This is a genomic window from Streptomyces sp. NPDC046859, assembly GCF_040645135.1.
In the GTDB taxonomy this organism is placed as follows: Bacteria; Actinomycetota; Actinomycetes; order Streptomycetales; family Streptomycetaceae; genus Streptomyces.
This window is the reverse complement of record NZ_JBEYXR010000011.1, coordinates 20,682-39,812: the sequence shown is the minus strand read 5'-3', so window position 1 is coordinate 39,812 and position 19,131 is coordinate 20,682. Positions and strand designations below refer to the sequence as shown.

16 protein-coding genes and 5 tRNA genes are annotated in these 19,131 nt (G+C 70.6%); 8 read left to right on the top strand and 13 right to left on the bottom strand.

Annotated features, from left to right (window positions below; genetic code table 11):
- Nucleotides 1-2 precede the first annotated feature (2 nt).
- Together leuD and leuC are read right to left on the bottom strand one after the other, a co-directional pair.
- Nucleotides 3-596, bottom strand: a complete 594-nt coding sequence (gene leuD / locus ABZ899_RS18225; protein WP_361346800.1) for a 3-isopropylmalate dehydratase small subunit — start codon at nucleotides 594-596, stop codon at nucleotides 3-5.
- 6 nt (nucleotides 597-602) lie between these two features.
- Entirely contained in the window at nucleotides 603-2,033 is a 1,431-nt protein-coding gene (leuC, locus tag ABZ899_RS18220) for a 3-isopropylmalate dehydratase large subunit (RefSeq protein ID WP_361346797.1), read from the bottom strand.
- Nucleotides 2,034-2,236: 203 nt separating this feature from the next.
- Between leuC and ndgR the strand changes: the two genes are divergently transcribed.
- Nucleotides 2,237-2,953, top strand: coding sequence for an IclR family transcriptional regulator NdgR (ndgR, locus tag ABZ899_RS18215; RefSeq protein ID WP_055623332.1), 717 nt, complete (start codon nucleotides 2,237-2,239; stop codon nucleotides 2,951-2,953).
- A gap of 85 nt (nucleotides 2,954-3,038) precedes the next feature.
- On the opposite strand, the gene ABZ899_RS18210 is transcribed toward ndgR, so the two are convergent.
- On the bottom strand, nucleotides 3,039-3,548 hold the full coding sequence (locus ABZ899_RS18210) for a DUF4188 domain-containing protein (RefSeq protein ID WP_361346794.1): 510 nt from the start codon (nucleotides 3,546-3,548) through the stop codon (nucleotides 3,039-3,041).
- A gap of 88 nt (nucleotides 3,549-3,636) precedes the next feature.
- Between ABZ899_RS18210 and ABZ899_RS18205 the strand changes: the two genes are divergently transcribed.
- A complete protein-coding gene (locus tag ABZ899_RS18205) occupies nucleotides 3,637-4,281 on the top strand; it encodes a MerR family transcriptional regulator (protein WP_361346791.1) in 645 nt (214 codons plus the stop codon).
- 49 nt (nucleotides 4,282-4,330) lie between these two features.
- Here the strand turns inward: ABZ899_RS18205 and ABZ899_RS18200 are convergent.
- From ABZ899_RS18200 to ABZ899_RS18155, 10 genes are all read right to left on the bottom strand, one after another.
- Nucleotides 4,331-4,403: transfer RNA gene (locus ABZ899_RS18200), tRNA-Glu, on the bottom strand.
- Between the two features lie 43 nt (nucleotides 4,404-4,446).
- A tRNA-Gln gene (locus ABZ899_RS18195) sits at nucleotides 4,447-4,518 on the bottom strand.
- 20 nt (nucleotides 4,519-4,538) lie between these two features.
- Nucleotides 4,539-4,611, bottom strand: a tRNA-Glu gene (locus ABZ899_RS18190).
- Nucleotides 4,612-4,673: 62 nt separating this feature from the next.
- Nucleotides 4,674-4,746 (bottom strand) — tRNA-Glu (locus ABZ899_RS18185).
- 40 nt (nucleotides 4,747-4,786) lie between these two features.
- Nucleotides 4,787-4,858 (bottom strand) — tRNA-Gln (locus ABZ899_RS18180).
- Between the two features lie 91 nt (nucleotides 4,859-4,949).
- Nucleotides 4,950-5,681, bottom strand: coding sequence for an HAD family hydrolase (locus tag ABZ899_RS18175; protein WP_361346788.1), 732 nt, complete (start codon nucleotides 5,679-5,681; stop codon nucleotides 4,950-4,952).
- A 58-nt stretch (nucleotides 5,682-5,739) separates the two neighbouring features.
- The gene (locus ABZ899_RS18170; protein WP_361346785.1) at nucleotides 5,740-6,414 is read right to left on the bottom strand and encodes a DUF4241 domain-containing protein; all 675 of its coding nucleotides are present in this window, start codon (nucleotides 6,412-6,414) and stop codon (nucleotides 5,740-5,742) included.
- A 129-nt stretch (nucleotides 6,415-6,543) separates the two neighbouring features.
- Entirely contained in the window at nucleotides 6,544-8,070 is a 1,527-nt protein-coding gene (gene gltX, locus ABZ899_RS18165; RefSeq protein WP_361346782.1) for a glutamate--tRNA ligase, read from the bottom strand.
- Nucleotides 8,063-8,848, bottom strand: coding sequence for a fumarylacetoacetate hydrolase family protein (locus ABZ899_RS18160; protein WP_361346779.1), 786 nt, complete (start codon nucleotides 8,846-8,848; stop codon nucleotides 8,063-8,065). The genes gltX and ABZ899_RS18160 overlap by 8 nt, the downstream gene beginning before the upstream one ends.
- Before the next feature lie 165 nt (nucleotides 8,849-9,013).
- Nucleotides 9,014-9,184 carry a hypothetical protein gene (locus ABZ899_RS18155; RefSeq protein ID WP_151788275.1) on the bottom strand — a complete coding sequence of 57 codons (171 nt, stop codon included), beginning with the start codon at nucleotides 9,182-9,184 and terminating at the stop codon, nucleotides 9,014-9,016.
- Nucleotides 9,185-9,806: 622 nt separating this feature from the next.
- On the opposite strand from ABZ899_RS18155, the gene ABZ899_RS18150 reads away from it, so the two are divergent.
- The 6 genes from ABZ899_RS18150 (at nucleotide 9,807) to ABZ899_RS18125 (ending at nucleotide 19,078) form a co-directional block, all read left to right on the top strand.
- Nucleotides 9,807-13,526 carry a nitrate- and nitrite sensing domain-containing protein gene (locus ABZ899_RS18150; RefSeq protein WP_361346776.1) on the top strand — a complete coding sequence of 1,240 codons (3,720 nt, stop codon included), beginning with the start codon at nucleotides 9,807-9,809 and terminating at the stop codon, nucleotides 13,524-13,526.
- A complete protein-coding gene (locus ABZ899_RS18145; RefSeq protein WP_361346773.1) occupies nucleotides 13,527-13,949 on the top strand; it encodes a roadblock/LC7 domain-containing protein in 423 nt (140 codons plus the stop codon).
- A 113-nt stretch (nucleotides 13,950-14,062) separates the two neighbouring features.
- Nucleotides 14,063-14,461 carry a DUF742 domain-containing protein gene (locus tag ABZ899_RS18140; protein ID WP_003997626.1) on the top strand — a complete coding sequence of 133 codons (399 nt, stop codon included), beginning with the start codon at nucleotides 14,063-14,065 and terminating at the stop codon, nucleotides 14,459-14,461.
- Nucleotides 14,442-15,017, top strand: a complete 576-nt coding sequence (locus ABZ899_RS18135) for an ATP/GTP-binding protein (protein ID WP_055624289.1) — start codon at nucleotides 14,442-14,444, stop codon at nucleotides 15,015-15,017. Before ABZ899_RS18140 ends, ABZ899_RS18135 begins: the two co-directional genes overlap by 20 nt.
- A 385-nt stretch (nucleotides 15,018-15,402) precedes the next feature.
- A complete protein-coding gene (locus tag ABZ899_RS18130; protein ID WP_361346770.1) occupies nucleotides 15,403-18,654 on the top strand; it encodes a nitrate- and nitrite sensing domain-containing protein in 3,252 nt (1,083 codons plus the stop codon).
- A gap of 10 nt (nucleotides 18,655-18,664) precedes the next feature.
- Complete coding sequence (locus ABZ899_RS18125; protein ID WP_004983065.1) at nucleotides 18,665-19,078, top strand: roadblock/LC7 domain-containing protein; 414 nt, start codon at nucleotides 18,665-18,667, stop codon at nucleotides 19,076-19,078.
- Nucleotides 19,079-19,131 lie beyond the last annotated feature (53 nt).

The following is a 19,131-nucleotide window of genomic DNA, read 5'->3' as shown; positions in this document are numbered from 1 at the left end:
GATCAGCCCTGCAGGGTGCGCGGCTTGAACGACGGCCGCTTCGCCTCGTAGGCGGCGATGTCGTCCTCGTTCCGGAGCGTGATCGAGATGTCGTCGAGGCCGTTCAGCAGCCGCCAGCGGGAGTTCTCGTCCAGCTCGAAGGGGGCGGTGAGGCCCTCGGCGCGCACCTCACGCGCCTCAAGGTCCACAGTGACCTCAACCGTGGGGTCGTTCTCGGTGAGCTCCCACAGCGCGTCCACGATCTTCTGCTCCAGCACGACCGTGAGCAGGCCGTTCTTCAGCGAGTTGCCGCGGAAGATGTCGGCGAAGCGGGACGAGATGACGGCCTTGAAGCCGTAGTTCTGCAGCGCCCACACGGCGTGCTCGCGGGAGGAACCGGTGCCGAAGTCGGGGCCGGCGACCAGCACCGTGGCGCCTGCGCGCTCGGGGCGGTTGAGCACGAACTCCGGGTCCTTGCGCCAGGCCTCGAACAGCCCGTCCTCGAAGCCGTCCCTGGTCACCTTCTTGAGCCAGTGAGCAGGGATGATCTGGTCGGTGTCGACGTTGGAGCGGCGCAGCGGGACGGCCCGGCCGGTGTGCGTGGTGAATGCTTCCATGACTGATCAGACTCCAGCGGGCGTACGGGTCTCGGCGTCGGACAGGTCGGCCGGGGAGGCCAGGTGGCCCAGGACCGCGGTGGCCGCCGCGACCTGCGGCGACACCAGATGGGTACGACCGCCCTTGCCCTGCCGGCCCTCGAAGTTGCGGTTGGACGTGGACGCCGAGCGCTCGCCGGGGGCCAGCTGGTCGGGGTTCATGCCCAGGCACATCGAGCAGCCCGCGTGCCGCCACTCGGCGCCGGCCTCCTTGAAGACGACGTCCAGGCCCTCGGAGACGGCCTGCAGACCGACCCGCGCGGAGCCGGGGACGACCAGCATCCGTACGCCGTCGGCGACTTTGCGGCCCTTGACGAGCTCGGCGGCGGCGCGCAGGTCCTCGATGCGGCCGTTGGTGCAGGAGCCTACGAAGACGGTGTCCACCTTGATGGAGCTCAGCGGCTGGCCGGCCTCCAACCCCATGTACTCCAGGGCCTTTTCGGCGGCCAGACGCTCCGAAGCGTCTTCGTACGAAGCCGGGTCGGGGACGGACGCCGAAAGCGGTGCGCCCTGGCCCGGGTTGGTGCCCCAGGTGACGAACGGCGACAGCTCGGAGGCGTCGATGACCACCTCGGCGTCGAACACGGCGTCGTCGTCCGTCCGCAGCGTCTTCCAGTACGCGACGGCCGCGTCCCAGTCCTCGCCCTTCGGCGCGTGCGGACGGCCCTCGAGGTACGCGAAGGTCGTCTCGTCGGGGGCGATCATGCCCGCGCGGGCGCCGGCCTCGATCGACATGTTGCAGATGGTCATCCGGGCCTCCATCGAGAGCTTCTCGATGGCGGAGCCGCGGTACTCCAGGACGTAGCCCTGGCCGCCGCCGGTACCGATCCGGGCGATGATCGCCAGGATCAGGTCCTTGGCGGTGACGCCCTCGGGCAGCTCGCCGTCGACCGTGATGGCCATGGTCTTCGGGCGGGTCATGGGCAGCGTCTGGGTGGCCAGCACATGCTCCACCTGGGAGGTGCCGATGCCGAACGCCAGGCCGCCGAACGCGCCGTGCGTGGAGGTGTGCGAGTCGCCGCAGACCACCGTCATGCCGGGCTGGGTCAGTCCGAGCTGCGGGCCGACGACGTGGACGACGCCCTGCTCGACGTCGCCCAGCGGGTGCAGCCGGACGCCGAACTCGGCGGCGTTCTTGCGCAGGGTCTCCAGCTGGACGCGGGAGACGGGGTCCGCGATGGGCTTGTCGATGTCGAGGGTCGGGGTGTTGTGATCCTCGGTCGCGATGGTGAGGTCGAGCCGGCGCACCTGGCGGCCGCTCTTGCGCAGACCGTCGAAGGCCTGCGGGCTGGTCACCTCGTGCAGCAGGTGCAGATCGATGAAGAGGAGGTCGGGCTCGCCCTCGGCGCGCCGGACGACGTGGTCGTCCCAGACCTTCTCCGCGAGTGTCCTACCCATCGCTTTCCCTTCGGCCGGTCTACGGTCCACCGGCCCAACTAGAGATCTTGAGAAGGCGACCGCCGTCCGTGCCCCTGCTTCCGGACGTCCGCCGCCAGGCCCGTTCTGGTCCACGGGCCGCTGTGCCTTCGTGACATCCAGAGTGGCGTGTTCCACGGGAAATTGAACTTGCGTTTCACAGAGTGAGACGCGAGTATCGTTGCATGGACAACAGTAGCGGCGTCGGCGTCCTGGACAAGGCAGCCCTTGTCCTGAGCGCCCTGGAGTCCGGCCCGGCCACCCTCGCGGGACTCGTCTCGGCCACCGGACTCGCACGACCCACAGCACATCGACTGGCCGTGGCATTGGAACACCACCGGCTGGTGGCGCGCGACATGCAGGGCCGTTTCATTCTCGGCCCCCGGCTCGCGGAACTGGCCGCGGCGGCGGGTGAGGACCGGCTCCTCGCGACGGCCGGCCCGGTCCTCACGCATCTGCGGGACGTGACGGGCGAGAGCGCCCAGCTCTACCGCCGGCAGGGCGACATGCGCATCTGCGTCGCCGCGGCGGAGCGGCTGTCCGGCCTGCGGGACACGGTCCCGGTCGGCTCGACGCTGACGATGAAGGCGGGTTCGTCCGCGCAGATCCTGATGGCCTGGGAGGAGCCCGAGCGGCTGCACCGCGGCCTGCAGGGCGCCCGCTTCACGGCCACCGCCCTCTCCGGCGTACGGCGCCGCGGCTGGGCCCAGTCGATCGGCGAGCGCGAGCCGGGCGTCGCGTCCGTCTCCGCGCCGGTGCGCGGCCCGTCGAACCGCGTGGTGGCCGCCGTGTCGGTCTCCGGCCCCATCGAGCGCCTCACACGCCACCCCGGCCGGATGCACGCCCAGGCGGTCATCGACGCCGCCTCCCGCCTGTCCGAGGCCCTGCGCCGCACGGGCTGACCGCACCCTCACGACGGTCCACGCCGTCGGTCCGGGACCCGCCCCAACGCCGCGGCGGATCCCGGGCCGACGGATCACCCCCGCGCTACCCGGGCGGGTTGTCCGAACGGTGGGCGAACCGGTCCCTCGCGGACCGGCCGCGCCGCTCCACCGGCACCTGCCCGTGCGCGGCCGCGAGGCCGAAGGCCGGCATGTCCCCGTAGACGGACTCGTACGACCCCTCGGGCACGACGTACGCCTCGTGCCAGATCCCCACGTGCCCGCGGACCTTCCCGGCCCGCTCCTTCCCGTTCACGGTCCCCCACACCTTGTGGTGGAGCGTGTCCGGCGCGGCTGCGTACGCGTACAGCTTGTCCTTGGACTCCCAGTACTGGACGACGTAGTACGTCCGCGGCGAGGCCGTCAGGAGCACCCGCCCCAGCAGGCCCCGGTCGCTGTCCCGCGCGAGCTCCGCGAGCATGCGGAACATGGCCAGCATGACCGGGAGCCACTGGTGCACGGCCCAGAAGTGGTTGATCCGCATGCCGATGAGCAGCACCACCACGTCGCCCTCGGTGTCGGCGGTCGTACGCCCCAGCACCGGCTTCGCGAACATGTCGCCCCCTGACCCTCTCGTCGGACAGCGGCACTATCCTTCGGTTCGGTGATTGGATAGTGGCACTACCCAAGGAGAGGCGCAAGACATGCGGCTGGCGGAGCTGAGCGAGCGCAGTGGCGTGCCCATCGCGACGATCAAGTACTACCTGCGCGAGGCCCTGTTGAGCCCCGGCCGCCAGATCAACCCCCGCACCGCCGAGTACGACGAGGAGCACCTGCGCCGGCTGCGGCTGGTGCGCGCGCTGATCCAGGTGGGGCGGCTGCCGGTGGCGACCGCCCGGGAGGTGCTCCGCCACATCGACGACGACACCCTCCCCCGGACGGTCCGGATGGGCGCGGCCCTGTGGGCCCTGCCGCAGATCCCGGAACCGGACGAGGACGACGAGTACGTGCGCGGCGCCCACGAGACGGCGGACCGGCTCCTGGCGGACCTGGGCTGGTCCAACGCCCAGGCGCTGGTGTCGATCTCCCCCGCCTACCGCTCCCTGGTCGTGGCGGTGGCGGCCCTGCGGCGCCTCGGTTACGACTGGGACCCCCAACTGCTGCTGTCCTACGCCCGGTTGATGCACGGCGCGGCCGTGCTGGACCTGGACTTCGTGGAGACCCGCGCGTCGGAGGCCGAGAAGGTGGAGACGGCGGTCCTGGGCGCGGTCCTGGTGGAGCCGATGCTCCAGGCTCTGCACCGGCTGGCCCAGGAGGAGGAGTCCGCGCGGCGCTACGGCTTCGAGTGAGCGGGAACACGGCGAAGGCCCCCCGCCGAAGCGGAGGGCCTTCTCGCTGTACCCCCGACCGGATTCGAACCGGCGCTACCGCCTTGAGAGGGCGGCGTGCTAGGCCGCTACACAACGGGGGCGAGGATCCTACGAGCGTTCAAACTGCACCGCCGCGGATCCGAGCTGGTCTACCTGGACTCGAACCAAGACTAACTGAACCAGAATCAGTCGTGCTGCCAATTACACCATAGACCAATGTGGTTTAGACCAGTTTGTACCCCCGACCGGATTCGAACCGGCGCTACCGCCTTGAGAGGGCGGCGTGCTAGGCCGCTACACAACGGGGGCCCTAGCGATCCTGCATCGAAGTCGGTGGGAGCTACCCGAGCCGTCCCCGCGGGAAGGATCTGTACCCCCGACCGGATTCGAACCGGCGCTACTGCCTTGAGAGGGCAGCGTGCTAGGCCGCTACACAACGGGGGCTTTGCGGACTGGTCTCCGCGGCGCAGATGAGCTCTGCGAGCTGGCCTACCTGGACTCGAACCAAGACTAACTGAACCAGAATCAGTCGTGCTGCCAATTACACCATAGGCCACTGGAACGCAAGCCCCTAAGGGGTTCTTGTTCTAGTTCGCTCCCCCGGGTCCCGGCCTTTCGGCCCGCTCCCCGGCGGCGCAGGAAGAACATTACCTGAACGAGGGCCGGGCTCCAAAACGGGTATCGGCGCCGAGCAGCGCCGGGAGTTCGGCGAGCGAGGCGATCCGGTGGGGGCCGACGGCCATGTCATCGGCGGTGTACACGCCGTCACGGTCGATCCAGACCGACAGCAGCCCGGCGTCCGCCGCGCCCCGCCCGTCGATCAGCGGATGATCGCCGACGTAGGCCACCTGGTGCGGGGCGAGCCGCAGGGCCGCGCAGGCGGCGTGGAAGGCGCCGGCATCCGGCTTGGACACGCCCAGCTCGGCGGCGCACAGGATGGCCTCGAAGCGGTCGTGGACGCCCAGCACCCGAAGCTTGCGGTCCTGGACGTGCAGGCTGGAGTTGGACAGCACCGCGTGCCGGTGGCTGGCCGCGAGGGCGTCCAGGACCGGCAGGACGTCCGGGAACAGCGCCCAGGCCGTCTCGTAGTGCCCGACGTACCGGTCGAACCAGGCGTCCGCCTCGGCGTCGCCCAGCTCCTCGCCGAGGAAGACCCGCACCCGGTCGCGGCGCTGCGCCTGGAAGGTCACCTGGCCGGCCGCGAAGCGCGCCCACTGGGCGTCGGTGACCTCGCGCCAGCGGGCCAGGGCCCGCTCGGCGCTCCCGTACCTCTCGAGCAGCCCCTCGGCCACCAGATGGGCGCGCATACCGGCCCGGTCGGCCGCGGTGTAGTCGAAGAGCGTGTCGTCCACGTCCCAGACCACGGCGCGAATGCTCATGATCCGACGGTAGCGCGCGCCACCGCGGCCTGTCCGGGGATCGTGCCGCGCGGGCTCGTCAGACCAGGGCGCGGGCCTCGTCCGGGGCCACGAAGAAGTCGGTGACGAAGCAGGTGACCTCGCCGTCGGCGCCGCGGCCCGTCCAGGTCGGGTAGGCGCCGTCGCCCCAGCCCGAGGTGAAGGCGGCCAGGGTGTGCCCGGTGCCGGGGGACGTGATCAGGTGGGGTCCCCCGGACCAGTCACTGTCCTCGAAGGCGTCCCACAGCGGCCCCTCGTCCTCCTGCGCCTCCGGGAAGCCCTCCTCGGCCGAGGCGTCGTAGAAGCAGCCGGTGCCGGCGTCGACGCCGTAGCCGTAGAACTCGTCGTCCCCGAGCTCGGCCGGGTCCTGGCCGGGCTGCAGGGCCAACTCCCACGTCACGGTGGGTTCGTCGCGGATGACCAGGCGTGCCGCCGCCACCCGGCGGTGGGAGTGGTCGGACGGTGCCTCGCCGGGGGAGGTGAGGGTGGCGACGGCGGCCTCGACGCGGTAGCGGCCGGGGGCGACGGTGACCGTGAAGGGCTGTATGTCCCCGGTGCCGAGGTAGACGAAGGGGTCGCAGGCGACGACCCGTCCGGTGGGCAGGTCCAGCTCGCCGCCGTCGGCCACGTGGATCACGCCGGTGGTCCCGGAGGGGTGGCTGAACGTGCTGCCCGGCGTGAACAGCCAGGTGTAGTCGCGAGGGGACATCGGCATGACGGCGCGCCTTCCTGATCAAGGAACTTGACGGGTGGAACCGTAGCGGGGCCCACTGACACCGCCGCCCGACGCCGAAGGGGCGGCACCCGCGGATCGCGGGTGCCGCCCCTCACCGGCGCGCGTGGATCAGGCGGCGGACAGCTTCGCCAGCGCCGCGTCGATCCGGGCCAGCGTCTTCTCCCTGCCCAGGACCTGCAGGGACTCGAAGAGCGGCAGGCCGACGGTGCGGCCGGTGACGGCGACGCGGACCGGGGCCTGGGCCTTGCCGAGCTTGAGGCCGTGGGCCTCGCCGGCGGCCAGGACGGCCTCCTTCAGCGACTCGGCGGAGGACCAGTCGGCGGCGTCCAGCTTCTCGCGGGCCGTGCGCAGCAGGGCGTCGCTGCCCTCCTTCATGGCCTTGGCCCAGGACGCCTCGTCGAAGACCGGCTCCGGCAGGAACAGGAAGTCGACGTTGTCGGTGATCTCGGACAGGACCTTGAGCCGGGTCTGCGCGTGCGGGGCGATCGCCTGCCACTTGGCCTCGTCGAACGCCTCCGGGGCCCACGGGGCTACGGGGGGCTGGAGCCACGGGCGGCAGCGCTCGGTGAAGTCCTTCACGTCGAGCAGCCGGATGTGGTCGGCGTTGATCGCCTCGCACTTCTTCAGGTCGAAGCGGGCCGGGTTCGGGTTGACGTCCTCGATCTCGAAGGCCGCGACCATCTCGTCCATGCTGAAGATGTCCTGGTCGGCGGAGAGCGACCAGCCGAGCAGCGAGAGGTAGTTGAGCAGGCCCTCGGGCAGGAAGCCACGCTCGCGGTAGAGGTTCAGCGAGGCCTGCGGGTCGCGCTTGGAGAGCTTCTTGTTGCCCTCGCCCATCACGTACGGCAGGTGGCCGAAGGCCGGGGTCTGCTTGGCGATGCCCAGTTCGGTGAGCGCCTTGTAGAGGGCGATCTGACGGGGCGTGGAGGAGAGCAGGTCCTCGCCGCGCAGGACGTGGGTGATCTCCATGAGGGCGTCGTCGACCGGGTTGACCAGCGTGTACAGCGGGGCGCCGTTGGCGCGGACGATGCCGTAGTCCGGGACGTTCTCCGGGAGGTAGGTGATCTCGCCGCGGACCAGGTCCGTGAAGGTGATCGGCTCGTCGGGCATCCGGAAGCGGACGATCGGCGTGCGGCCCTGGGCCTTGTACTCCTCGACCTGGGCGTCGGTGAGCCGGCGGCAGTGCCCGTCGTAGCCGGACGGCCTGCCGGCGGCGCGGGCGGCCTCGCGGCGGGTGTCCAGCTCCTCCTGGGAGCAGTAGCAGTGGTAGGCGTAGCCGGCGTCCAGCAGCCTGGCGGCGACGTCCTTGTAGATGTCCATCCGCTGCGACTGGCGGTACGGCGCGTGCGGGCCGCCGACCTCGGGGCCCTCGTCCCAGTCGAAGCCCAGCCAGCGCATGGCGTCCAGGAGCTGCTCGTAGGACTCCTCGGAGTCGCGGGCGGCGTCGGTGTCCTCGATACGGAAGACCAGGGTGCCCTGGTGGTGCTTGGCGAACGCCCAGTTGAACAGGGCGGTGCGGACCAGGCCCACGTGGGGGTTACCGGTGGGCGACGGGCAGAAACGGACGCGTGGGGGTACCCCCTGTCCGAGCGGAGTCGAGGACTTGGGGGAGGGGGAGCCTGATGCGCTAGCCACGCTTGACAACCTTGTTGGTGAGAGTGCCGATGCCTTCGATGGTGACGGCGACGTCGTCGCCGACGTTGAGGGGTCCGACGCCTGCCGGGGTGCCCGTGAGGATGACGTCGCCGGGGAGCAGCGTCATGGCCTCGGAGATGTTGACGACCAGGTCCTCGATGGAGTGGATCATCTCGCTGGTGCGGCCGAGCTGGCGCTGTTCGCCGTTGACCGTGAGCTGGATCGTCAGGTCGGACGCCGTCCCGATGTCCAGTCCGGTCTCCACCCAGGGGCCGAGCGGGCAGGAGCTGTCGAAGCCCTTGGCCCGCGCCCACTGCTTCTCGCGCTTCTGGACGTCCCGCGCGGTAATGTCGTTGGCGCAGGTGTAGCCGAAGATCACGTCCTTGACGCGCTCGCGCGGGACCTCGCGGCACAGCCGGCCGATGACGACGGCGAGTTCCGCCTCGTGGTGGAGGTCCTGGGTGAAGGACGGGTACTGGATGTCGTCGCCGGGGCCGATCACCGAGGTGGACGGCTTGAAGAAGGCGAACGGGGCGTCGGGTACCTCGTTGCCGAGTTCACGGGCGTGCTCGGCGTAGTTGCGGCCGAAGGCCACGACCTTGCTGGGGAGCACCGGCGGCAGCAGCCTGACCTTGCTCAGCGGCACCTTCGTGCCGGAGAGCTCGAAGTCCGTGAACGGGATGCCCTTGATGATGTCGAGGACGTATTCGTCCGGCCTGTCGCCCTCGACCGCGCCGAAGGCGACGTTCCCGTCGATGGAGAATCTGGCGATGCGCACGGGATCCTGCGCCCCTCACTTGAAGCCGGCTGGAGTCTGACGCTCCAGGCTAGCGCGGTGAGGCGTCCGCGCCTCGCGCGAGCGGCGCGGACGCCGGGGCCGTCGTGGCGGATCCCTCCGCCGGGCGGTCGTCCGCCGATGAACGACCTGCCGTGCGCGCCCGTACTAACCGGCGACGGTGGTCGCGGGGAGTTCCTGGAGGATGGTGCGCTTGGGGTTGGCGGTCTGAGCGGGGAGGTCGAGGGAGTGCTCCGGCTGCTCGGGGAGGCGCAGTTCGTCGGCGCTGTCGAGGTGGGCCAGCTTCGTGCGCCGCGGGTTGGCTATGGTGTGGATCATCGTCGTCTTCACGGTCGTTACTGAGTCCTGTCGTGACGAAGCGCCCGGATACGGGCCTGTTCGGGGCCTGCGTCCGGACGCGGGTGGGCAGAAACATCCCTCTTGTAAAGCGTCAGGCTAAACATCCGCTTCCCGGAGAAGTCGTGAAGACCCCTTGATCTAGGTGTGAGTTTGCTCACGCCGAGATGAACAATCCCGGCAATTCAGACCCGCCGCACGAGACGGGGAAACGGACAATCGCCCCCTGAAGCCATCATTCCGCTCCTGATCATGGCGACTGGGGCACCTTTCGCGCGAATGCGACTCGCGGACTTATGCCCGTTCTGGGATGAATAAGGATCTACGGCAGGTAACCCGGCACTCACACGGTGTCACGTATGTCACGGCTCGACCTACGGGCCTTGTTGGAGATCCTGCACTGTGCTGGAATTCCACGGACCGCCGCAGGATCGAGCCGGCGCACAGGGGGCGCATCGACGCGCCGAGTGGCGGCGAGAAGGGGGAGCCAGCGCCGGGGTCACTCACGACCACCAGGGAGCGTGTTCAGGACGCTCCCCAATACGCCGACACCGTGTCCGACCGCTCACGCGGAAGGGCGCCTGGTCCAGAGGTTGCGACGCTAGTGCAGGGACGTTTCAAGAGGGATGGCAGCGCTTCGGCGGAGCCGGAGCACGGCGGGACCGACCGAGGTCCCTCGACCCAGCACGCCCAGACCCAGGGCCCGGCCCCGTCGGTCGACAGCGGTGAGCGCTCCGGGCGCCACGCCGTGTCGGCGTCCCCGGGTGCCGCGGTTCCCCCGCCTCCGACGAAGAAGCCGGCCAGGGGTGAGGTAGGCCCGGGCTCACGGATAGCCCTGCGCAACTGGCGTATCTCCACGCGCCTCGTCGCGCTGCTGACGCTTCCCGTGGTCGCGGCCACCTCGCTGGGCGCCCTGCGCATCAGCGACAACATGGACGACATCCAGCAGCTCGAGAACATGCGGCTGCTGACGGACATGACGAAGCGGGCCACCGAGCTCGCCCACGCCCTCCAGGAGGAGCGCGACCAGTCCGCCGGTCCGCTCGCCCACGGCGCCAAGGCCGGCGACTACACGGTCAAGGGCTACCGCGACAAGACGGACCGCGCCGCGCAGAGCTTCCGCGACGCCTCCGAGGAGATCGACGACCAGAGCAAGGACGGCAGCCTCAAGGGCGTCCGCGACAACATCGTCCAGCTGATCCGCGAGCTCGGCACGCTCTCCGAGGTCCGCGGCACGGCGTACCAGGCCGACGGCAACTCCACGCAGACCGTGGAGGCCTACCACCGGCTGATCACCCACCTGCTGGACCTCTCCCAGGACATGGCCGAGGCGACCAGCAACCCGGACATGATCCAGAGCACCCGCGCCCTGGCGTCGTTCTCCTCCGCCAAGGAGTACGCCTCCATCCAGCGCGCGGTCCTCGCCGCGGCCCTCCCGGCGAACAACACCGCCGACGCCGACCTCTCGGACAACGACCGCCTCTACGCCGACTCCGCGCTGGAGAGCCAGAAGTCCGAGCTCCGCTCCTTCAAGAGCATCTACGGCAGCGAGCCCGCCGAGGAGCTGCTGAAGCCGATCGGTGACGGCAACCCGACGATCAAGGCCAGTGACACCTACGCCACCCGCGCCCTGACCTCGTCCACCGGCCTCGCCTCGCTGGACAAGCGCTCCTACCGGGACTGGGTGGACGACAGCACCACCAAGATCCAGGGCATGCGCGCCATCGAGACCACGCTGCTCGAGGAGATGGAGCAGAAGGCCCGCGAGCTGCGCAACGAGTCGGAGAGCGAAGCGATCATCTCCGGTGCGCTGATCCTGCTCGTGCTCGGTGTGTCGCTGGTCGGCGCCTTCGTCGTGGCCCGCTCCATGATCCGCTCGCTGCGCCGGCTGGAGGAGACCGCCACCAGGGTCGCCCAGGACCGGCTGCCCGAGCTGGTCAAGCAGCTCTCCGAGGCCGACCCGCAGGACGTCGACACGTCCGTGGAGTCGGTCGGTGTGCACTCCCGGGACGAGATCGGCCAGGTGGCCGCGGCCTTCGACGACGTGCACCGCGAGGCGGTCCGCCTCGCCGCCGAGCAGGCCCTGCTGCGGGGCAACGTCAACGCGATGTTCACCAACCTCTCGCGCCGCTCCCAGGGCCTCATCCAGCGTCAGCTCTCGCTCATCTCCGAACTGGAGTCCCGCGAGGCCGACCCGGACCAGCTGTCCTCGCTGTTCAAGCTCGACCACCTCGCGACGCGTATGCGCCGTAACGGTGAGAACCTCCTCGTCCTCGCGGGTGAGGAGCCCGGCCGCCGGTGGACCCGCCCGGTCCCCCTGGTCGACGTGCTCCGCGCCGCCGCGTCCGAGGTGGAGCAGTACGAGCGCATCGAGCTGGCCTCCGTGCCGACCACCGAAGTGGCCGGCCGCGTGGTCAACGACCTCGTGCACCTGCTCGCCGAGCTGCTGGAGAACGCGACCTCGTTCTCCTCGCCGCAGACCAAGGTCAAGGTCACCGGTCACGCGCTGCCCGACGGCCGCGTGCTGATCGAGATCCACGACACCGGTATCGGCCTCTCCCCGGAGGACCTCGCGGCGATCAACGAGCGGCTCGCCTCGCCGCCCACCGTGGACGTCTCCGTCTCCCGCCGCATGGGTCTGTTCGTGGTCGGCCGTCTGTCGCAGCGCCACGGCATCCGCATCCAGCTCCGCCCGTCCGACTCCGGTGGTACGACCGCGCTGGTCATGCTGCCCGTCGACGTCGCCCAGGGCGGCAAGAAGCCGGCCGGTGGCAAGCCCGGCCCGGGCGGCCCCGGTGCCTCCGGTGGTCCCGCCGCCGCGCAGGCCGCCGCCGGTGCGGCCGCCGCCCGCCGTCAGGCGCAGTCCGGCGGCGGTGCCTTCGGCGGGGGTGCGCCGGGTGGCGGCGCCGTCGGCGCCGGTGCCCCGGGCGGTGGCCGGCTCGCTCCCGGTCAGGGCCCGCGGGCCGCGCTGCCCGGACGTGACGGTGGCGGTGTGCAGGGTGGACCGGGCGCGCCGCGCGGACCGCAGGGCGGTCCCGGTGCTCCCGCGCAGGGCCGGCCGGCTCCGGCCGGTGCCGGGTTCGGCGGTCCGCCGCAGGGCGCCGGTCAGGGCATGCAGAGCAACGGCGCCGGTCAGGGCATGTTCGGCGGCGGCTCCCGCGGGACCGCCCCCGGACGCGACCAGTCCCGCCAGAGCGCCCCGACGCCTCCGCAGGCGCCGCCCGCCGGCGAGCAGGGCCCCCGCCGTGGCCGCCGGCCGCAGCTGCCGCCGCGCGGTGGCGCGCGCGCCGAGCTGCCGGGCGGCAACCAGCCCTCGCGTCCCAGCTGGAGCGACGAGAACGCGCAGCCTCCGGTGCCGCGTGCCTCGCTCGACGCCCCGCGCGGGCACGACGAGGACCCGGCGCAGCAGACCTCGCGGATGCCGCGGATCGACGACCGGCAGGGCCCGGCCTCCACCTCGGAGTTCGCCCGTCCGGACTTCGACGCCCCGGCCGCCGGCGGTTACGGCCAGCAGAACACGGGGCAGTTCGCCCGCCCCGGGGCCAACGCGCAGCACGACACCGGCCAGTTCGTCCGCCCGGACGTCTTCGGCCCCAACGGCTCGGGGCAGAACAACGCCTCGCAGACGGGCCAGTTCGCCGCGCCGCAGGCATACGACAACGGCTCGACGGGCCGGCACTCGCTGCCGGGCCGGCAGAGCCCGGAGTCCACCGGCCAGTTCGAGCGGCCCCAGGTCAACGGCAACGGGACCTACGGCGGCAACACCGGCTACGGCGCCGGCCAGCAGCCCCCCGTCCCGCAGCGTCCGCAGCAGCGTCCCGTGCGGCAGGAGCCCGAGGCCCTGCCGCCGGCGACCGGTCCCGGCGACGGTCGTACCCCGCTGTACGACACACTGGAGACCAACTGGTTCCACGGCGGTCCGCAGGGACACCAGCCGGGCACCGACACCCCGGCCGCCGCTCCGCAGCAGGAGCGTCCGGCCCCGGCGGAGCGGCCCCAGCCGTCCTCCGCCCCCCAGCGCTCCGCGTCGACCGCCTGGCGCAGCTCACCGAACGACGACCTCGTTCGGCAGGCTGAACGCGTCCGGCAGCCCGCCGCGGGCGGAGTCACCACCTCCGGCCTGCCGCGCCGGGTGCCCAGGGCGAACCTCGTCCCTGGCACGGCTCAGCAGCAACAGCACCAAAGCGGTCCGCAGGTCTCGCGTGCGCCCGATGACGTACGCGGCCGGCTGACCAACCTTCGTCGGGGCATCGCTCAGGGCCGTCAGGCCGGCAGCGGCCAGACCGGCAGCTTCCCGAGCCCCACTCACCAGCAGGAGCGTTAGTTGAGCCAGATGAGCCAAGCGGCACAAAACCTCAACTGGTTGATCACCAACTTCGTGGACAACACCCCTGGGGTGTCCCACACCGTCGTCGTGTCCGCCGACGGCCTTCTGCTGGCCATGTCGGAGGGTTTCCCCCGCGACCGTGCCGACCAGCTGGCGGCCGTCGCGTCGGGTCTCACCTCGCTGACGGCAGGTGCCAGCCGGATCTTCGAAGGCGGGGACGTCGCACAGACCGTCGTCGAGATGGAGCGGGGATTCCTCTTCCTCATGTCCATCTCGGACGGGTCGTCCCTCGCCGTCCTGGCTCACCCGGATGCGGACATCGGCCTCGTCGGGTACGAGATGGCACTCCTGGTCGACCGTGCGGGCGCGGTCCTCACCCCGGACCTGCGTGCCGAACTGCAAGGCAGTCTGCTCCACTGACATCTCCCGGATCCACCCGTCTCACCAAATCACCGTCCGGCCGCCACAATCCCCCCACTGGCCCCTCACCCGACGGCTTGACCGACCGACTTGTGTCCCAGCCCGGAGGATTCATGACCCCGCCCACCGCCTCTCATGATCCGTACGCGGAGCCGTACGAGGATGAGGGCGACCAGCCGCTGGTACGTCCGTACGCGATGACCGGCGGCCGGACCCGGCCGCGCTACCAGCTGGCCATCGAGGCCCTGATCAGCACCACTGCGGACCCGGCGGCACTGATGGGGCTCCTCCCGGAGCACCAGCGCATCTGCCACCTGTGCCGCGAGGTGAAGTCGGTCGCCGAGGTCTCCGCGCTCCTGTCCATGCCCCTGGGCGTGGCCAGGATCCTCGTGGCGGACCTCGCCGAGGCGGGCTTGGTCGCCATCCACCAGCCGGGTGGCGACGAGAACAACGGTGGCGCACCGGACGTGACGCTGCTCGAAAGGGTGCTCAGTGGACTTCGCAAGCTCTGAACCAAGCCGGGCGACCACCTCCGCCAAGATCGTGGTGGCGGGTGGCTTCGGCGTGGGCAAGACCACGTTCGTGGGTGCCGTCTCGGAGATCAACCCGCTGCGCACGGAGGCCGTCATGACCTCCGCGAGCGCGGGGATCGACGACCTCACGCACACCGGGGACAAGACCACCACCACGGTGGCCATGGACTTCGGACGTATCACCCTGGACCAGGACCTGATCCTGTACCTCTTCGGTACGCCGGGTCAGGACCGCTTCTGGTTCATGTGGGACGACCTGGTGCGGGGCGCCATCGGCGCCGTCGTACTGGTGGACACCCGCCGGCTCGCGGACTGCTTCCCCGCGGTCGACTACTTCGAGAACAGCGGCCTGCCCTTCGTCATCGCCCTCAACGGCTTCGACGGACACCAGCCGTACACACCGGACGAGGTGCGCGAGGCGCTGCAGATCGGACCGGACGCGCCGATCATCACGACGGACGCCCGGCACCGTGCCGATGCCAAGAGTGCGCTGATCACGCTGGTGGAGCACGCGCTCATGGCACGGCTGCGGTAGCGCAAGTCTGCGGGCACGTACGGCACTTGGCGTAGATGTCCCGGAGCCGACTGTGGCCTTTGACACGGTCGGCTCCGCTGTTCATAACGTTTCGGCAGAGGAATCGGGTGGTACGGCAACTCGTCGCGGTCAACCGGTCTCGCTGCGCGCACGAACGCCCCGTCTTTTGACGGGGCTCGCTCTTTATGACCGTTTTATCTGGGCCTTACATCGCACGGAATCCCCCTCTTCCACTGTTTGGAGGAGCGCGGGCCCACGTGCTGGAATGCCAGAACTGCCCACTGGCCGAAGACGTACTCATCAGTACTGCGTACTCCGAGGCGATGGGCTCTGAGACACAGCGGCACGACCTAGGTGCCGACCCCGCCGGAAGGTTGTTGGTCGAGTGAGGCGAAGCAAGAACAGTCCCGAGCCGTCGGCCCGGGGCAACTTCACCCCGCCGCCGCGCGGAGCGGCGCCCGCCCCTGTGCCCGGATCCGAGCCCACGGCCGCGCCGGCCCCGAGCGGCGGCCGTTTCTCGCCGCGCAACTGGCGCGTGCCGACGAGGCTGAACGCGATCCTGCTCATACCCGTGATGGTCGGCCTCGTCATGGGCGGCTTCCAGGTGAAGGGCTCCATCGACACCTGGCAGCAGGCCGAGGACGCCGAGAACGTGGCCCTCCTCGTGCGCGCCGCCGAGGAGTACGGCAACGCCCTGCTGGACGAACGCGACCTCACCGCGGCCGACCTGCTCCAGGGCAAGGGCACCACGGACACGGTCACGCAGCTGCGGTCGGCGACCGACAGGGCCAAGGACAAGTTCGACCAGGCGGCGCAGAACCTGCCGAACACGGCCGCGCTCGACCGCCGTATGCAGCTGTTCCGCTCCAACGAGACCAAGCTGGCGCCCCTGCGCCAGGCGGCGTACACCAAGGCGATGGACCCGGTGAAGACCGAGGAGGGTTATGTCGCCGTCCAGCACTCGCTGATGGAGTTCGCCAACGAGCTCAGCCTGGGCACCGGCAACATCACCTCCTACGGCCGCACCGTCTACGCCGTGTCGCTCGCCAAGGCCGCCGTCTCGCTCCAGCGGTCGATCGGCGTGCACATGCTGATCCGGCCGAGCACCAAGGAAGCGGTGGTCCGCCAGCAGGGCGTCTCCCTCGTGTCGTACCGCTACCTCGAGGGCATCGCGATCAACGAGTTCGTCTCGGCCGGCACCCAGGACGACGTCGACCAGCTCGACGACATCATGGCCGGGCAGCGCAAGAAGATCGGCGACAAGGGCACCGCCGTCGACGCCGGTGACAGCACCTCCACGCAGGGCGGCGCCTACAGCGCCATGCCGGCCGCCGACGCCATGCTCCAGGGCATCGCCGCGGGCACCTTCACCCCCGAGCAGCTGGCCGCCAAGGGCGTCACGCCCAAGGCCTGGCTGGGCGCCTCCACCGCCAAGTTCGAGGGCTACCGCGAGATCGAGACCGACCTCGTCAGCAAGGCCGTGGACGAGGCCGCGAGCGTCTCCGAGGACGCCAAGCGCGACGCGCTCATCACCGGTGCCGCCGTCGTCGTCGCCCTGCTCGCCGCGTTCATCCTGGCCGGCATGGTGGCCCGCCAGATGTCCCGCTCGATGCGCCAGCTGCGCAACGCCGCCTTCGGCATCGCCGAGCAGCGCCTGCCGATGCTGGTCGACCAGCTCTCGCGCACCGACCCCGGCCGGGTCGACACCCGGGTCGCGCCCATCCCGATCACCACCCGCGACGAGATCGGCGAAGTCGCCCGCGCCTTCGACCAGGTCCACCGCGAGGCCGTCCGGCTCGCCGCCGAGCAGGCCCTGCTGCGGGGCAACATCAACGCGATCTTCACCAACCTGTCGCGCCGCAACCAGTCGCTGATCGAGGGCCAGCTGACCCTGATCACCGACCTGGAGAACAACGAGGCCGACCCGGACCAGCTGGAGAACCTCTTCAAGCTGGACCACCTCGCGACCCGTATGCGCCGCAACGGCGAGAACCTCCTCGTCCTCGCCGGCGAGGAGCCGGGCCGCCGCTGGGACCAGCCGGTCCCGCTGGTCGACGTGCTGCGCGCCGCCTCCTCCGAGGTGGAGCAGTACGAGCGCATCGAGCTGTCCGGCGTCCCGGAGGCCGAGATCCACGGCCGCGCGGTCACCGACCTCGTGCACCTGCTCGCCGAGCTCCTGGAGAACGCCACCACGTTCTCCTCGCCGCAGACCAAGGTGCGTGTCACCGCGACCCGTCTCCCCGACGGCCGCGTGATGATCGAGATCCACGACAAGGGCATCGGCCTCACCGCCGAGGACTTCGCGGACATCAACCACAAGCTGGCGAACCCGCCCACCGTCGACGCGGCGATATCCCAGCGCATGGGCCTGTTCGTGGTCGGCCGGCTGTCCGACCGGCACGGCATCCGCGTCCAGCTGCGCCCCTCGGGCGAGCAGGCCGGCACCACCTCGCTGGTCATGCTGCCGGACGCCATCACGCACGGTGGCGGTGGCGCCGAACAGCAGCCGCTGCGCGACGAGTTCACCGTCTCGCAGATCATCCCGGAGCAGCAGTTCCAGGGCGAGAACTTCGGTCAGCCGATGCGTACGGCGGCCGAGCTCGGCTTCGACGACAGCGCCTACACCGAGGTCCCGGACGACATCCGCGAGCTCGACCCGGTCGGCCGCTCCCTGATGCGCGAGGAGCGCCGCGCGGCCCTCGAGGCCGAGGTGCAGGGGCAGGAGGGCACCGAGGCGCCCGCGTACGACGAGTTCGGCCAGCCCGCCTACGACGAGCGCAACGGCTACGCGGGGCCGCAGGACGGCTACGACCAGCAGCAGGCGTACGACGAGCAGCGGCAGCAGTCCTACGAGGACCAGCGGCAGGCGTACGGCGAGCAGCAGCACTCCGGCTACGAGGAGCCCCAGCGGACGTCGTACGACGACACGTACTACGCGCCGAACGGCGGCCTCCCGCGCGACGACGCCTTCTCGTCCCCCAACGGCTACCCGGACTCCGGCTATGCGGAGCCCGCGGCCGAGGAGCCGGTGGCGCACAACGCCTCCGCGCAGGACGGTTTCACGGCCTTCGAGCAGCGGCGCCACCAGGACGACTGGCCTCAGCAGAACGGCTACCGCGACGGCTACCAGGAGCAGTACGCTCCGGAAGCGGAATCCTCGCAGGCCGGTGACGCCGGCGAGTCCCACGGCGTAGGCTTCGACCGTCCGGGACCGGCCCATTCCGCGGCCCACGCTGTGACCGACGCCGGGCTTCCGCGTCGTGGCGCCGCCGCGAGCGGCACCAACGGCACGCGGCCCGCGCGGCAGGAAGCGCCGGCGCCCACTCCGCAGAGCAACGGCGAAAACGGCTGGCGTTCGCAGAACGACGAGCGCTGGCAGCAGGCTTCGCAGCTCCGGAAGCCCAAGGCGGGCGGGGTCACCTCCTCCGGCCTGCCGCGGCGGGTCCCGAAGGCCAACCTGGTCCAGGGAGCCGCCGAAGCCACCCCCCAGGGGGGCCCACAGGTCTCCCGTGCTCCCGAGGACGTCCGGGGCAGGCTGAGCAACCTGCGCCGGGGTGTCCAGCGGGGTCGCAGCGCGGGAAGTGAAACGAACGGCCAGGGCTTCGGTCCTGACAGCACCTACAACCAGGAGCGTTAGTGTGAGCCCGATGAGCCAGGCGGCACAGAACCTGAACTGGTTGATCACCAACTTCGTGGACAACACCCCCGGGGTGTCCCACACGGTGGTGGTCTCCGCCGACGGACTCCTTCTGGCGATGTCCGAAGGCTTCCCGCGCGACCGCGCCGACCAGCTCGCGGCCGTCGCCTCCGGTCTGACGTCACTGACGGCAGGCGCCTCCCGCATCTTCGAGGGCGGCAGCGTGAACCAGACGGTTGTGGAGATGGAGCGGGGATTCCTCTTCATCATGTCCATCTCCGACGGTTCGTCCCTCGCCGTCCTCGCACATCCCGAGGCGGACATCGGCCTCATCGGGTACGAGATGGCGCTTCTGGTCGACCGTGCCGGTACGGTCCTGACGCCGGATCTGCGTGCGGAGCTCCAAGGGAGCCTGCTCAACTGAACGGACAGCGGTGCGTTTTGGCGTCCCGGGGCCGTAAGGTACCGGGACGCGGC

What these genes read in the sequence shown, in the direction of transcription:
- ABZ899_RS18210 (WP_361346794.1), bottom strand. Translation starts at nt 3,548, where the DNA reads ATGTTCGCGAAGCCGGTGCTGGGGCGTACGACCGCCGACACCGAGGGC.
- leuD (WP_361346800.1), bottom strand. Translation starts at nt 596, where the DNA reads ATGGAAGCATTCACCACGCACACCGGCCGGGCCGTCCCGCTGCGCCGC.
- ABZ899_RS18175 (WP_361346788.1), bottom strand. Translation starts at nt 5,681, where the DNA reads ATGAGCATTCGCGCCGTGGTCTGGGACGTGGACGACACGCTCTTCGAC.
- ndgR (WP_055623332.1), top strand. Translation starts at nt 2,237, where the DNA reads ATGGACAACAGTAGCGGCGTCGGCGTCCTGGACAAGGCAGCCCTTGTC.
- ABZ899_RS18155 (WP_151788275.1), bottom strand. Translation starts at nt 9,184, where the DNA reads ATGATCCACACCATAGCCAACCCGCGGCGCACGAAGCTGGCCCACCTC.
- leuC (WP_361346797.1), bottom strand. Translation starts at nt 2,033, where the DNA reads ATGGGTAGGACACTCGCGGAGAAGGTCTGGGACGACCACGTCGTCCGG.
- ABZ899_RS18140 (WP_003997626.1), top strand. Translation starts at nt 14,063, where the DNA reads ATGACCCCGCCCACCGCCTCTCATGATCCGTACGCGGAGCCGTACGAG.
- ABZ899_RS18205 (WP_361346791.1), top strand. Translation starts at nt 3,637, where the DNA reads ATGCGGCTGGCGGAGCTGAGCGAGCGCAGTGGCGTGCCCATCGCGACG.
- ABZ899_RS18125 (WP_004983065.1), top strand. Translation starts at nt 18,665, where the DNA reads ATGAGCCAGGCGGCACAGAACCTGAACTGGTTGATCACCAACTTCGTG.
- ABZ899_RS18170 (WP_361346785.1), bottom strand. Translation starts at nt 6,414, where the DNA reads ATGCCGATGTCCCCTCGCGACTACACCTGGCTGTTCACGCCGGGCAGC.